The 14,305-nt window shown below is 66.1% G+C and carries 12 protein-coding genes; 9 read left to right on the forward strand and 3 right to left on the reverse strand.

Annotated features, from left to right (window positions below; all coding sequences use genetic code 11):
• Positions 1–20: 20 nt before the first annotated feature.
• From AC1Q7F_RS19915 to AC1Q7F_RS19950, 8 genes are all read left to right on the forward strand, one after another.
• Positions 21–1,070, forward strand: coding sequence for a class I SAM-dependent methyltransferase (locus AC1Q7F_RS19915; RefSeq protein WP_492510081.1), 1,050 nt, complete (start codon positions 21–23; stop codon positions 1,068–1,070).
• Positions 1,067–1,381, forward strand: coding sequence for a hypothetical protein (locus AC1Q7F_RS19920; RefSeq protein ID WP_492510083.1), 315 nt, complete (start codon positions 1,067–1,069; stop codon positions 1,379–1,381). Before AC1Q7F_RS19915 ends, AC1Q7F_RS19920 begins: the two co-directional genes overlap by 4 nt.
• 12 nt (positions 1,382–1,393) lie before the next feature.
• Entirely contained in the window at positions 1,394–2,218 is an 825-nt protein-coding gene (locus AC1Q7F_RS19925; RefSeq protein ID WP_492510085.1) for a cupin domain-containing protein, read from the forward strand.
• Positions 2,219–2,282: 64 nt separating this feature from the next.
• The gene (locus tag AC1Q7F_RS19930; RefSeq protein WP_492510087.1) at positions 2,283–4,571 is read left to right on the forward strand and encodes a TonB-dependent receptor; all 2,289 of its coding nucleotides are present in this window, start codon (positions 2,283–2,285) and stop codon (positions 4,569–4,571) included.
• A gap of 173 nt (positions 4,572–4,744) precedes the next feature.
• Positions 4,745–6,157 carry a 3-isopropylmalate dehydratase large subunit gene (locus AC1Q7F_RS19935; RefSeq protein WP_492510089.1) on the forward strand — a complete coding sequence of 471 codons (1,413 nt, stop codon included), beginning with the start codon at positions 4,745–4,747 and terminating at the stop codon, positions 6,155–6,157.
• Positions 6,158–6,161: 4 nt separating this feature from the next.
• On the forward strand, positions 6,162–6,770 hold the full coding sequence (gene leuD / locus AC1Q7F_RS19940; RefSeq protein WP_492510091.1) for a 3-isopropylmalate dehydratase small subunit: 609 nt from the start codon (positions 6,162–6,164) through the stop codon (positions 6,768–6,770).
• Between the two features lie 22 nt (positions 6,771–6,792).
• Positions 6,793–8,001: a CaiB/BaiF CoA transferase family protein gene (locus tag AC1Q7F_RS19945; RefSeq protein WP_492510092.1), complete on the forward strand. Its 1,209-nt coding sequence runs from the start codon at positions 6,793–6,795 to the stop codon at positions 7,999–8,001.
• A gap of 3 nt (positions 8,002–8,004) precedes the next feature.
• Positions 8,005–8,943, forward strand: a complete 939-nt coding sequence (locus AC1Q7F_RS19950; RefSeq protein ID WP_492510094.1) for a hydroxymethylglutaryl-CoA lyase — start codon at positions 8,005–8,007, stop codon at positions 8,941–8,943.
• A gap of 9 nt (positions 8,944–8,952) precedes the next feature.
• On the opposite strand, the gene AC1Q7F_RS19955 is transcribed toward AC1Q7F_RS19950, so the two are convergent.
• Together AC1Q7F_RS19955 and AC1Q7F_RS19960 are read right to left on the reverse strand one after the other, a co-directional pair.
• Positions 8,953–9,417 carry a (2Fe-2S)-binding protein gene (locus tag AC1Q7F_RS19955; protein WP_492510096.1) on the reverse strand — a complete coding sequence of 155 codons (465 nt, stop codon included), beginning with the start codon at positions 9,415–9,417 and terminating at the stop codon, positions 8,953–8,955.
• Positions 9,418–9,428: 11 nt separating this feature from the next.
• Complete coding sequence (locus AC1Q7F_RS19960) at positions 9,429–11,621, reverse strand: xanthine dehydrogenase family protein molybdopterin-binding subunit (protein WP_492510098.1); 2,193 nt, start codon at positions 11,619–11,621, stop codon at positions 9,429–9,431.
• A 219-nt stretch (positions 11,622–11,840) separates the two neighbouring features.
• Here AC1Q7F_RS19960 and AC1Q7F_RS19965 point away from each other — a divergent pair, with 219 nt between their 5' ends.
• The gene (locus AC1Q7F_RS19965; protein WP_492510100.1) at positions 11,841–12,662 is read left to right on the forward strand and encodes a GntR family transcriptional regulator; all 822 of its coding nucleotides are present in this window, start codon (positions 11,841–11,843) and stop codon (positions 12,660–12,662) included.
• Positions 12,663–12,681: 19 nt separating this feature from the next.
• Here AC1Q7F_RS19965 and AC1Q7F_RS19970 read toward each other — a convergent pair whose 3' ends face one another.
• Complete coding sequence (locus AC1Q7F_RS19970; RefSeq protein ID WP_492510102.1) at positions 12,682–14,151, reverse strand: aldehyde dehydrogenase; 1,470 nt, start codon at positions 14,149–14,151, stop codon at positions 12,682–12,684.
• Positions 14,152–14,305: the final 154 nt, after the last annotated feature.

Here is a 14,305-nt window from a genome sequence, read left to right on the forward strand (position 1 = left end):
GTATGAAAGGAGCGTTTACCATGGCAATGGCACTGGAAGACCGGGCCAATCTGGATTTCGTCCTGAGCCTGCGGCGCCACTGGGCGACCACGATCTATCCCAAGCTGCGGGAGGATTTCGACGCCATCGATCCGCCGCCGCCGGTGATGAACGATCCGGCCAGCCTGGCCCCGCTGGTTCAGGGCCTGCCCACATATCCTTGGTTCTCCTGGCTGGAGCGCGGGTCGCAGAAGATGCTGTGGCGGGCCGTGACCGATGCGGTGGTGCGGGAAGGGGACCTGCCGCCGCCGCCCGCCGGCCCGGCCAGTGTCGAACCCGACCCCCATCTGGTGCTGCCGCAATGGTACACGGACTGGGATATCCACCTGCAGCCGGGCAGCTTCTGGTCCCACGATCTGGCGGGCCGCGTCTATGAGCTGGGGGCCCGGCTGGTGATGCTGGGCGAGAATGATGATTACGGCTTCCACCGCCTGTTTGTGCAGACGGCGCTGCCGGCCCGGCCCTATCGGCGCATCGTCGATATGGGCTGCGGCTTCGGCAAATCCGCCTGGCCCATGAAGCAGGCGTTCCCTGAGGCGGAGGTGATCGGTGTCGATCTGGCGCTGCCCTGCCTGGAACTGGCGGCGCGCCGCGCCAGCGAGCGCGGGCTGGCCGTCCGTTTCCGGCAGGCCGACGCCGTGGCAACGGGTCTGGAGGCGGGCAGCACCGATCTGGTGACCTCCACCATGTTCGTGCATGAGGTGCCGACCGATGTGCTGCCGGCCATCTTTGCCGAGGCGTCGCGTCTGCTGGCGCCGGGCGGGCTGCTGCGCTTCCTGGATTTCCAGCGCACGGGGGATGGTCTGCGTGATCTGGCCATGATCGAACATGGCGCGCGCAACAATGAGCCATTCCTGCCGCCGATGATCGCCGCCGATCTGCCGGCCATGGCGGCCGCTGCCGGTCTGGTCAATGCCCGCTGGGTCGGTTTCGATGAACGGGGTGGCGGCCTGCAGGACACACTTTCCTGGCCCCGCCGTTCCGAATGGCATTTCCCCTGGGCCGTCCTTGAAGCGGAGAAGCCGCAATGATCCCCAATCTGCCGCCCCCTCTGCCGCCGATGCAGCCGGATATCGGCCGGCTGACCGGCCTGGTCTTCGAGCTGGCCGCCCAGCTGCATATCGAGCGGACCCGCCGTCTGGCCCTGGAAACGGCGTTGGAACGTGCCGGCGTACTGGCGCCGGGCGCGGTCGACGCCCTGGCCGATGACGCCTCCTTCCTGTCTGGCTCACGCGCCGCGCTGGAGGCGTCGATGCGCAAGCTGCTGCGGGTGCTGGGCGATGATCCTGATCCGCGCACCCCGCTGTCGGGTGATGTCCCCACCAATATTTCTTCGACTTGAGGAGCCACGATTTTGGCACGCTCATGGGTAGAGTTCGTCCAAGCGCAGCATATTCCCTGGCAGTCCCATGATCTCTGGGGGCTGCGGCCGGGCGTGGAGATGCGGCTGCTCAGCCGGGACGACGAAACCGGCGCGGTCAGCATGCTGGTCCGCTATCCCGCCGGTTATGCCGCCAATGCCGCCACGCTGCCGGTGGACGAGGAGTTCCTGGTCATTGACGGGTCACTGACCATCGACGGTCAGGATTACGGCCATCTCTGTTTCGCCCATCTGCCGGCCGGGTTCCGGCGGGGTGCCCTGGACAGCCCGGCGGGGGCGGTGGTGCTGACCTTCCTGTCGGCCGATCCGACAGGTGTGACGGCGCCCGCGACCTTTGATCCTGCCCGGCTGGTCCTGCGGGCCGATGCCTACCAGGTGCCCTACACGGGTAATTTCCATCCGGAGTTTCCGCCGGGTGCCGGACGCAAGCTGCTCTACAAGGACCCGGTGACGGGCGATGTCTCCTGGATCCTGGGCACCTTGCCGGTGCGCTGGGCGGAACGGTCGGAGATCCATCCGACCGTAGAGGAGATGTATCTGCTGGGCGGCGAGGTGCATGGCAATCGCGGCGTCATGCGGCCCGGTGCCTATTTCTGGCGTCCGCCGGCGGTGCCGCACGGCCCCTACGGCACGCTGACCGGCAATCTGTATTTCTTCCGCACCAAGGGCGGGCCGCTGACCACGGACTATGTGGCGCCGGACCGGCCCTTCCAATGGTGGCCACCCTATGACCCGGTGCTGCCGCCATCGCTGGAAGCCTGCCGCGGCGAAGTGCCCGGCACCCCCCTTCCTTACTGAGGTTCGGTGGACAAGGCGCAACCGCCGCCACCAAGATCAACAACCAGCTATGGGATGCATCACAATGAAGGCAAAGTTTTTGGCAACCGCGTCACTGACCCTGATCGCCGCCCTGGTGGCGACCGATGCCATGGCGCAGACGAGCCCTCCGCCCGCCGCAGAGGAGACGTTCCAACTGGAGGAGATTGTGGTATCGGCGCAGCGCCGCCTGCAGAACCTGCAGGAAGTGCCGCTGGCCGTCTCCTCCCTCGGGTCCGCCGATCTGGAGGATAAGCAGATCCGCAGCACCATCGACCTGATCCGCGAAATCCCCAATCTGGTCGGCAACAACAATGTCGGCCTGGGCAGCTCCAACACCTATTACATTCGCGGCATCGGCAATACCGAATCCATCGCCACGCAGGATGTGCCGGTCGGCACCTATGTCGACGATGTCTATATCTCCCGTCAGAACGCCAATAATTTCGGCCTGTTCGATGTGGAGCGGATCGAGGTGATGCGCGGGCCCCAGGGCACCCTGTTCGGCCGCAACACCACCGGCGGCGCCATCAATGTCATCATGAAGAAGCCGTCGACCAAGGCTGGCGGCTATCTGGAGGCCGGGGCCGGCCGCTTCGGCGCCATCGACGTCCGCACCAGCATCGACGCCCCGCTGGCCGACAAGGTCCTGACCAAGATCAGCGCCTATCGCAGCAGCAGCGATGGGTATGTGACCCAGCGGTCCACGGGCAACAAGTTGAACGGGACGGACGCCTATGGCCTGCGCGGTGCGGTCCGCCTGCTGCCCAATGACGATCTGACCATCGACCTGTCGGGCGATTATGTCGATCAGGAAGCCTCCAATCTGATCAATTATGTCGATCCCGTCACGGGCAAGCGCGTGTCCAGCCTGGGCATCGTGCAGGGTTCGCTGGCCAATTATTTCACGGGCTCCAAGGCCCGCAACAAGCCGGGCAATGAGACCAAGAACTGGTCGCTGGCCTCCAACATCGCCTGGGAAGTCGGCGGCGTGACGGTGAATTCGATCACCGGCTATCGCGACACGACCCAGCGTTATTTCATCGACAGCAACCCGGCCGCCCCCAACCCGATCACCACGGGCGTGTCGCCGATCCTGAATTACAGCCGGCACAAGCAGTTCTCCCAGGAACTGAAGGTCAATGGCCTGGCCTTCGACGAGAAGCTGAACTACACGGCCGGTCTCTATTACCTGCATGAGAATAACGACACAGACCTGGGCACCGGTGTCGGCACAGCGGCGGGTTTCACGGTCAGCGGTGATCGCACCATCTCCAACGACCTGGACTCCTATGCCGCCTATGTGCAGGGCGACTATAAGGTGACCGACGCCCTGACCGCGACCGTCGGTGTGCGCCTGTCACGGGAGGTCAAGGATCTGGAGGTGCAAACCAATACCGGTGCCCGCGGGCCGGTGTTCAGCACCGCCCTGATCGAGGCGTCGGGCATCCCGACCGAGTTGAAGAACAACTTCGTCACCCCGCGCTTCGCCCTTTCATATCAGGTCGACGAGGATGTGATGGTCTATGCCTCGGTGACCCGCGGTGAGAAGTCGGGCGGCTGGAACGGCCGGGCGCTGTCCAACAACCTGTTCTATGCCTTCAAGCCCGAGAAGGTCTGGTCGGAGGAAGTGGGTATCCGTACCGACCTGTTCGACCGTACCCTGCGTCTGAACGCCACCGCCTTCTACAGCGAGGCGAAGGATGTACAGATTTCCGCCGCCTATACCACGGCCCAGGGTGCCCGCATCTTCACCACCACCAACCCCGCCGGCCTGCGCAACTATGGCGGTGAGCTGGAAATGATCTGGCGGCCATTGCAGGGGCTGAGCATCAACGGCTCGCTGGGTCTGCAGCATGCCCGCTATATCGACATTTCCGACGATGTGCAGGTGCAGTTGGCCAATTGCCAGGCGGCACTGGCGGCCAGCAATGCCACGGCCATTGCGGCCAACTGCAATCGCGGCTTCGTCGATTTCAAGGGAAGGATCGCCCGCCCGGTGCGCGCGCCGGACTTCTCCGGCATCCTGTCGGCGACCTATGATATCGAGACGGATAGCGGCCTGTTCCGCCCGACGGTCGGCTTCAATTACAATAACGGCTACGCCATCGGCAATGCCGGCAACACCGACAGCACCGACGGCGCCTGGACGCCGCATCAGATGCTGTGGAATGCCAGCCTGGCCTTTGAGCCGGCGGCCTATCCGGACCTGACCCTGTCGGTCGGGTGCAAGAACTGCACGGACCAGAATTACAAGGTCTCCTTCCTGTCGGCGACGTCGATCTTCCTGAACGAGCCGATGACCTGGGACGTGCGGGCGCGGTACCGCTTCTGATCCCAAGTCGGGTTGAAGCCTCGCGCTCAGCCTCTTGCCTGCGGAAACCCGGTCGCCCCTTGGCGGCCGGGTTTTTTGCTGTCCCCATGACATGGCAAGCAGATATGCTCTTGCATTGGTAATAATGGTATATTTATATACCATTTAAGATCGGATCAGCACGGGATTGGACTATGGGGCAATCGCTTGTCGAAAAACTGTGGGAACGGCATCGTGTCGCCGATCTGGGCGACGGGACGGACCTGCTTTATATCGACCGGGTGCTGCTGCATGAGCGCACAGGGTCCATGGCGCTGAAAGGGTTGCAGGAACAGGGGCGTGCGGTGCGCCATCCCGACCGGGCCTTTGTCTGCATGGACCATATTGTCGATACACTGCCAGGGCGCAGCGATGCCACCATCATGCCGGGCGGCACGGCCTTCATTCAGGAAACGCGGGCGGCGGCGGCAGAGGCCGGCATCCGCGTCTTTGATATCGGCGACAACCGCCAGGGCATCGTGCATGTCGTGTCGCCCGAACAGGGCATCGCCCTGCCCGGCGCCACGCTGGTCTGTCCCGACAGCCATACCTGCACCCAAGGCGGTCTGGGGGCGTTGGCCTGGGGCATCGGATCGACGGAGGCTGCGCACGCTCTGGCCACCCAGACCCTGGTGGTCAAGCGACCCCGGACCATGCGGGTGCGGTTCGACGGAAAATTGCCCGCCGGCGTGGGGGCCAAGGACATGATCCTGCACCTGATCGCCGCCCATGGCGCCGGCGGTGGTGCGGGCTATGCCATCGAATTCGCCGGGTCCGCCGTCACCGCCCTGTCGGTGGAGGCACGCATGACCCTGTGCAACATGGCGGTGGAGTTCGCGGCCTGGACCGGGCTGGTGGCACCCGACGCCAAGACCATCGACTGGGTGAAGGGTCGTCCCTTCGCGCCCAAGGGTGTTTTGTGGGACGCCGCCGTCGCGGACTGGCAGACCCTGGTCAGCGATGACGATGCGGTCTTCGACCAGGAAATCCTGATCGATTGCGCCGACATCGCGCCCACCATCACCTGGGGCACCAGCCCGCAGCATGCGGTCCCCTTGACCGGTCATGTGCCCGATCCCGACAGCGCCGCCGACGCCAATGCCGCCCAGGCCCAGCGCCGGGCGCTGGATTATATGGGCCTGGCGGCGGGTGACGCCCTGATCGGCCTGCCCATCGATGGGGCCTTCATCGGCAGTTGCACCAACGCCCGCCTGTCCGACCTGCGCGCCGCCGCATCCGTGCTGAAGGGCCGCAAGGTGGCGGCCGGGGTGCGCGCCATCTGCGTTCCCGGCTCCATGCAGGTGAAGGCAGCGGCGGAGGCGGAGGGGCTGCATCTGGTATTCCAGGCAGCGGGCTTCGAATGGCGGGAAAGCGGCTGTTCGGTGTGCTTCTTCGCGGGTGGTGAGCATTTCGGTAAGGGAGAGCGTGTCGTCACCTCCACCAACCGAAATTTCGAGAACCGCCAGGGCCCGGGCACCCGCTCGCATCTGGCCAGCCCGGTGACGGTGGCGGCGTCGGCCATCGCCGGTCATATCGCCGATCCGCGCCCGCTGCTGGGGGAGATGTGATCTGATGGAAAAGTTCACCCGCCTGACTGGCGTCGCGGCACCCTTGTTCCGCGCCAATATCGATACAGACGCCATCATCCCCTCACGCGAGATGAAGAAAGTATCGAAGGAAGGGCTGGGCGAGGGCATGTTTGCCGATTGGCGCTACAGCGATGTGGCCGCCCGCGTCGAGAACCCCGATTTCGTGCTGAACCGGCCCGGCTTCCGCAAGGCGCCGATCCTGCTGGCCGGTCCCAATTTCGGCTGCGGCTCCAGCCGCGAGCATGCCGTCTGGGCCCTGCAGGATTATGGCATCCGCTGCGTCATTGCCCCCAGCTTCGGCGCCATCTTCCAGGGCAATTGCGTGCGCAACGGCATTCTGCCACTGGTGCTGCCGGAGCCGGCCGTGGCTGCCCTGTCGAAGGTGGAGGCGCCGCAGACCCTGACCATCGATCTGGCGGCACAGAGCGTGCGGATGCCCGACGGCACGGAATTGCCCTTCACCATCGCGCCCGCCGACAAGGAAATGCTGCTGGAAGGGCTGGACGCCATCGGCGTCACCCTGAAGCGCCTGCCCACCATCCAGGATTTCGAGGGCGGATACCGCGCCCGCCATCCCTGGCTTTTCTTCTGACCTTCAGCGTTCGAGGTTTTTCATGTCGCAGAACGACACGGCCACCGCCCTGCCACTGGCCGGATTGAAGGTGGTGGAATTTACCCACATGGTCATGGGCCCAGCGGTCGGCATGGTGCTGGGCGACCTGGGTGCCGATGTGGTGAAGGTGGAGCCGATCGGCGGTGATAATACCCGCCGCCTGCTGGGCTCCGGCGCCGGCTATTTCCCCATGTATGGCCGCAACAAGCGCAGCCTGTCGGTCGATCTGAAGTCCCCGGAAGGCAAGCAGATCGCGCTGGACCTGATCGACCGGGCCGATGTCCTGATCGAGAATTTCCGACCCGGCGCCATGGAGGCACTGGGTTTCGGGGAAGAGGCGCTGAAGCTGCGCAATCCCGGCCTGATCTATTGCTCCGCCAAGGGCTTCCTGTCCGGCCCCTATGAACATCGCGCGGCCTTGGACGAGGTGGCGCAGATGATGGGCGGGCTGGCCTATATGACCGGTCCGCCGGGCCGCCCCTTGCGCGCCGGTGCCTCCGTCATCGATGTCATCGGTGGACTGTTCGGCGTCATCGGCGTGCTGGCGGCCCTGATCCAGCGCGGCACGCTGGGCCGGGGCCAGACGGTGAAGTCGGCGCTGTTTGAGAATTGTGTGTTCCTGGTGGGCCAGCATATGGCGCAATATGTCGTGACCGGTACGGCCGCGCGCCCCATGCCGGTGCGTATTTCGGCCTGGGCCATCTATGACCAGTTCCAGACCAAGGACGAACAGACGGTGTTCGCCGGTGTCGTCACGGACGGTCAGTGGGTCGGCTTCTGCAAGGCCTTCGGCCTGGATGATTTCGTTGCCGACGAGACGCTGGCCAGGAATAATGGCCGGGTGCAGGCCCGCGACCGCATCATTCCGCGCGTGCAGGACCTGTTCAAGAGCTTCACGAAGGCGGAGTTGCTGGCCAGGCTGGAAGAGATCGGCCTGCCCTTCGCCCCGATCAACCGGCCGGAGGACCTGTTCGAGGATGCGCATCTGGCGGCGTCGGGCGGGTTGCTGGACCTGCATCTGCCCGATGACCAGCGCCCGATCCGCCTGCCGGCCCTGCCGGTGGAGATCGATGGTCACCGGCCGGCCATCCAGCATGATCTGGCCAAGCCGGGTCAGCATACGGGGGAGGTGCTGGCCGAACTGGGCTATGACCCGGATCGCGTCAAGGACCTGCTGTCGCGCGGTCTTGTTGTCCAGGCGGAGGGTTGAGCCATGGCCGGTACCTTCATCGAAATTTCCGAGGTCGGTCCTCGCGACGGGCTGCAATCCATCAGCCCGATCATGCCGACCGAGGCGAAGAAGGCCTGGATCGCGGCCGAAGCCGCTGCCGGCGTGCGGGAGATCGAGGTCGGGTCCTTCGTCCCGGCCAAGATCCTGCCGCAACTGGCCGATACGGCCGAACTGGTGGCCTATGCCCGCACCATACCCGGCCTGACCGTGGCCGTGCTGGTGCCCAATCTGAAAGGCGCGGAGGCGGCGGTGGCGGCCGGTGCGCACAAGATCACTATCCCCCTGTCGGTCAGCGAAACCCACAGCCTGCGCAATGTCCGCCGGACCCATGCGCAGATGCTGGAGGAGACGGCCGCCATCGCCGCCTTGATCAAGGCGCAACCGGAAGGCAACAGGGCCAAGTTCGAGGGCGGCCTGTCCACGGCCTTTGGCTGCACCCTGGAGGGTGTCGTGCCCGAGGCCAAGGTGCTGGAGATTGCCGAAGCGCTGATGAAGGCCGGGTGTGATGAGGTGGGCCTGTCCGACACCACCGGCTATGCCAACCCGGCCCAGGTCAAGCGCCTGATCCGCGCCGTGCGCGGCGTGGTGGGTGACTATGCCTGTTCCGGCGTACATCTGCACAATACCCGCGGTCTGGGTCTGGCCAATGCCCTGGCGGCGCTGGATGAAGGGATCACGACGCTGGACGCCTCGCTGGGCGGCATCGGCGGCTGTCCGTTTGCGCCGGGGGCATCGGGTAATATTGTCACCGAGGATCTGGCCTTCATGCTGGCCGCCATGGGCTATGAGACCGGCATCGACCTGGAGAAGCTGCTGGCGGTGCGGGAGGTGGTGAAGGCAGCCCTGCCGGACACCGAGCTGTACGGTTTCACGCCGGATGCCGGCCTGCCCAAGGGCTTCAGCGGGGCGTGGGGCGTCTAGCCCCCGCCTTCATCCCGGCTTGCGGGTGGCGGCCAGGATGATGCCGGCGATGATGCGGTGATAGGTGCCGCAACGGCAAATGTTGGTGATGGTCTCACGGATATCCGCCTCCGTCGGGTGCGGATTTTCCGCCAGCAGGGCGGCGGCGGCCATGATCATGCCCGACTGGCAATAGCCGCATTGCGGCACGTTCAGGTCGCGCCAGGCGGCCTGGATCGGGTGGTTGCCAGCGGGGTCCAGCCCTTCGATGGTGGTGACCTTGCCCTTGCCCACGGCCTCCACCGGCAGGGCGCAGGAGCGCACAGGCACCCCATCGATATGGACAGTACAGGCCCCGCAGGCCCCGATGCCGCAGCCGAACTTGGTGCCGGTCAGGCCCAGCGCGTCGCGCAGGACCCACAGCAAGGGTGTATCCGGGCTGACGGTGACGGACTGGCGCTGGCCGTTCAGGGTGAGGGTGACAGGGTCGGTCATGATAACCTCGTTCAGCCCAGCCTGGCCTTGGCCAGCGGCAGGGAACGGATGCGGATGCCGGTGGCGGCGAAGATGGCGTTGGTGACGGAAGGCGCCACGGTCGGCAGGCCCGGTTCCCCGATGCCGCCGATGGGCGCACCGTCGCTTTCCAGGATATGGACATCGACGGGGGGCGTATCGGCCAGGGTCAGCACGGGCTGGTCGGTGAAGGAGGATTGGTTCACCTTTCCGTCGCTGACCGTAATCTCCCCGTGAAACAGGGCCGACAGGGCGAAGATAGCGGCACCCTGTACCTGCGCCTCGATGGTGCGGGGATCGACGGCCAGGCCGGGATCGACCACGGCCACCAGCCGTTCCACCGTCACCTTGCCATCCCGGACGCTGACCTGCGCGCCATGGGCGACCATCGTGTCATAGGATTCCATGAAGGCGATACCCAGCCCCTGGCTGGCCGGCAGGGTCCGGCCCCAGCCGATGGCCGACGCCGCCTTGTCCAGCACGCGACAGGCGCGCGGATTGCCGGCCAGCATGGCGCGGCGGAAGGCATAGGCATCCTGCCCCGTCTCCTGCGCGATCTCATCGATGACGCTTTCCAGGAAGAAGCCGTTCTGCGAATGGCCGACCCCGCGCCACATGCCGATGGGGATGGGGGTGGGCTGGTCCACCCAATCCACGGTCAGGGCGGGCAGGGCGTAGTGACTGTCATCCAGCCCGCCGACGGCCGCGAAATCGGCCCGCGGGGGGCCGGTCACGGCCCGTTGCCAGGCCATCAGCGACGGGCCGACGCTGGTCAGGTGCAGGCCCGTCAATTGCTGCTGCGCATTGAAACTGGCCCGCGCGCGCAACCCCATGCCAGGGCGGTAGAAATCATGCTGTGTATCCTCCTCCCGCGTCCAGATCAGCTTCACGGGCCGGCCGACCGCCCTGGCGATTTCGGCCGCCTGCACCGCGAAGTCGCGCGGCCAGCGCCGCCCGAAACCGCCGCCCAGGAAGGTGCGGTGAACCGTCACCCTTTCCGGCGGCAGTCCCAGCAGCTTGCCCACGGCGCGGGCCACGCCCAGGGGACCCTGCGTCGGCGCCCACAGGGTGGCGCGGTCCGCCTCCACCTGCGCGACGCAGGTCATCGGCTCCATGGTCATATGGGCCAGGAACGGCACGTCGTAGAACCATTCACGGCGATGCGCCGCCTGTTCCCAGGCGGCCGCACTGTCGCCGATGACCTTGGCAGGCAGGGCCGTTCCCTTCTCCGCCAGGGCTGGCCGGGCCGCCGCCAGCGCGGCGGTGGAGGCAGAGGGATCACGCCCGCCCTTGAAGGTCACCGACAGGGCGTCATAGCCGCGTCGGGCCGCCCAGAAATTCTCCGCCACGATGGCGATGCCGGCTTCATAGGGGTAGGGCGTGTCGATGGCCTGTCCGCCGAAGGGCACCACGGCGACGACGCCGGGAATGGCCAGGGCTGGTGCCGGGTCGAACCGGTCGATGGTCGCACCGAACACCGGCGCCATCCGGACCGTCGCGGTCAGCAGGCCCGGCAGCTTCACGTCGATGGCATAGAGGGCGCGGCCCGTCACCTTCTCCGCCACATCCTTGGCCGGGGTGGAGTGGCCGACCAGCGTCAGTTGATCGCGGCTCTTCAGCGGCGGGTTTTCAGGCACGGGCAGGGCGGCCGCTGCGACGGCCAGCCGACCGATATTCACCCGCCGCCCGCCCTGCGCGTCGATGGCGACGCCATTCTCGATCCGCACATGGTCGATGCTGATCTGCCAGTGGGTGGCCGCCGCCTGGCGCAGCATCTCGCGCGCCTGCGCACCCAGCTTGCGCAACAGCGGGTAATAGCCGCGCACGCTGATCGATCGGCCCGTCGACTGATCCTTCGATGCCGGGTTGATGAAGGCGGGGTTGCCGTCGGAATGCACGACCTTGACCCGCGCCCAGTCGCCCCCCAGCTCATCAATCAGGATCTTGGGCAGGGAGGTGAAGATGCCCTGGCCCATTTCCGCCGCCGGTGTGGCGATGGTGATGCTGCCGTCCGGGGCGATCTCCATCCAGGCGGCGAAGGGGGTGGCCGCCTCGCCGGCCTTGCCCGCCGCCATGGCCGGTCGCCCGGCCAGCAGCCCCAGCAGCAGCCCGCCGCTGCCGGCCAGGATGGTGCGCCGCGACAGGGCGGGCCAGGGTCCGCTTGCATGCTCCTTTGTCACCGGCACCCCTCTGCTCCGCCTGCTGATCTTGATTGTAAATGACGACAAAGCATCTTACCTTCCCGCCGTGATCCATGGTCCTGCCAGGGCATCCGATGGACCGGGAATCTCGGCTTTCCGCGGAATGTAATCTGGATGCGGTGTCGTCGAGTTTGCGTCTAAAGGTATCATATAAAATACAATAAGGGCAAACCGCTTCCTCCCCGACGGCCGGGGGTGCAGGTATTGGCAAAGTCGAAACAGGAAAAGGGGCGGATGGTGGCGGGTCGACGCGGGGCATTGTCCAAGGAAGGCAGCAGCCTGCCGGTCTATCACCAGCTCTATGTCGTGCTGCGCCAGCAGATCATTGATGGCGCCTATAGCCAGACGACGCCCCTGCCCACGGAAATGGCCCTGGCGGCCCAGTTCAACCTGTCCCGCGTCACGGTCCGCCGGGCGCTGGAGGTGCTGGAGCGGGAGGGGCTGGTGGTGCGCCGGCAGGGTGTGGGCACGTTCCCGGCAGCCCAGGAGGGTGGGGGCGCGTCCCCCCCGCGCCTGTCGGGCCTGATCGAAAACCTGATCACCATCGGGGTGGAAACCACGGCGCAGACGCTGGCCCATGACACCGACATGCCCTTGCCTACCGTGGCCACCATGGCCCTGAAGCTTCCGCCCGGCAGCCGGGGCGTGCGGTTGGAGCGGTTGCGCGCGCATAAGGACCGGCCGGTCTCCCTGACCGAGGTCTATCTGCCGGCAGACAGCGCGGATCTGCTGAAAGGGCAGGCGATGGATGACCGGCCCGTGGTCCGTATCCTGGAACAGGCCGGCGTCATCGCCGTCAGTGCCGAACAGACGATCAGCGCCATCGCGGCCAATGACGATGTGGCGGAAAAGCTGGGGGTGACGATCGGATCGCCGGTAATCCGGCTGCGGCGCACGGTGTTCGACCGGGACGGTACGCCGATCCTGTATCAGCAGAGCCTGTATAACCCCGACCGCTACGAATATTACATGCTGCTGACACGGGACAACAGCACCGCGCGCCCGCAATGGCGCCATATCGGCTGACATCCCGGCGTCGGGCCCGTCACCCCAGCCCCAGGCGCCGCAGTGACAGGGGGTGGCGGGCAAGGGTCACGGTCTTCTGCCTTGTATAGAAGGCCTCGCAATCCAGGCCGCCCTCCGCGCCGACGCCGGATTCCTTCCAGCCGCCGAACGGCGCCCGCAATTCGCGCATCATGGGCGTGTTGATCCAGACCACGCCCGCCTCCAGCTCCTCCTGCGCCCGCAGGGCCAGATAGAGATCCTGTGTCCAGACATAGGAAACCAAGCCGAAGCGGCTGGCATTGGCGATGCGGAAGGCGTCGTCGGGCGTATCGAAGGTCAGGATCGTGGCGAAGGGTCCGAATATCTCCTCCCGGCAGACGGTCAGGCCGGGATCATCGGTCAGGGCCACGGTCGGTTCCAGATAGAAGCCCTTGGCGAAATCCGCATGCGCCTTGCCGCCGGCCAGGATCTGCATGCCTTCCTGCTGCGCCGTTTCGGCATAGGCCAGGATACGGTCGCGATGCCCGCGGGAGGCGACGGGGCCCAGGTCGGTGGCTCCATCCAAGGGATGGCCGACACGCAGCCGGGCGACCCTGTCCAGGAAGGCGGCAATGAACCGGTCGGCGATGGACCGCTGCACCAGGATGCGCGATCCTGCCAGACATTGCTGGCCATTATTGGTGAAGATGCCCAGCAGCGCACCATCCAGCGCCTGTTCGAAATCTGCGCTGTCAAAGATGATATTGGCCGATTTGCCGCCCAGTTCCATGGTCGTGGGCTTCAGGAACTGTCCCGCCGCTGACATGATGGCCCGGCCCGTGCCGGTGCCGCCGGTGAAGGAGACGACATCCACCTCCGGATGGCGGACCAGCGCATCACCCGTCACCGCGCCCCGGCCGCTGACCAGGTTGAGCACGCCGTCGGGCAGGCCCGCCTCATGGATCAGTTCGACCAGACGGTGAACCCCCAGCGGCGCCTGTTCCGACGGCTTGATGACGCAGCTATTGCCGAAGGCGACGGCGGCGGCGAGTTTCATTGCGCCCAGGGCGATGGGTGCGTTCCAGGGGGCGATCAGGCCGGCCACACCCACCGGCTGGCGCCGGATCAGGGTCATATGCTCGGGCGCCTGATCATAAAGCCGCCCCGCCGCCTGACCGATATAGTCGGCGAAGAAGCGGAAATTATGCCCGGCGCGGGCTACATGCCTTGCCTTGGCCTGGGACAGGGGGATGCCGGTATTGGCCGTCTCGATGGCGGCCAGCTCGTCCGCTGCGGCATCGATCCGGTCGGCGATGCGGCGCAGCATCTCCTGCCGCGCCTCCACCGGCCGGTTGCGCCAGCGCCCGTCATCGAAGGCGGCACGGGCGGCGCGGGCGGCCTGATCGACCAGATCGGGACCTGCTTCGCCGATCCCGGCCAGTTCGGATTCATCCGCCGGATCAATGACGGCAAGGGTGGGGCCGGAACCGGTCACGGGCTTGCCGGCGATGAAGGCGCTGAAGGTCGACATGGGCGCGGTTCCCCTTGGCGTTAAACCTGATCCAGGTGAGTGTACCTCATCTGGGTCGGGTTCGGCGGCGACGGCCGCCGCGCGCCACATGGCGCGTAGCCGAGCCCACGGATGTGGGCGCTGGCGACTGAAGTCGGTGATCGGTCACGATCAC

This window comes from Niveispirillum sp. GW835-FHT14G11, from assembly GCF_058793615.1.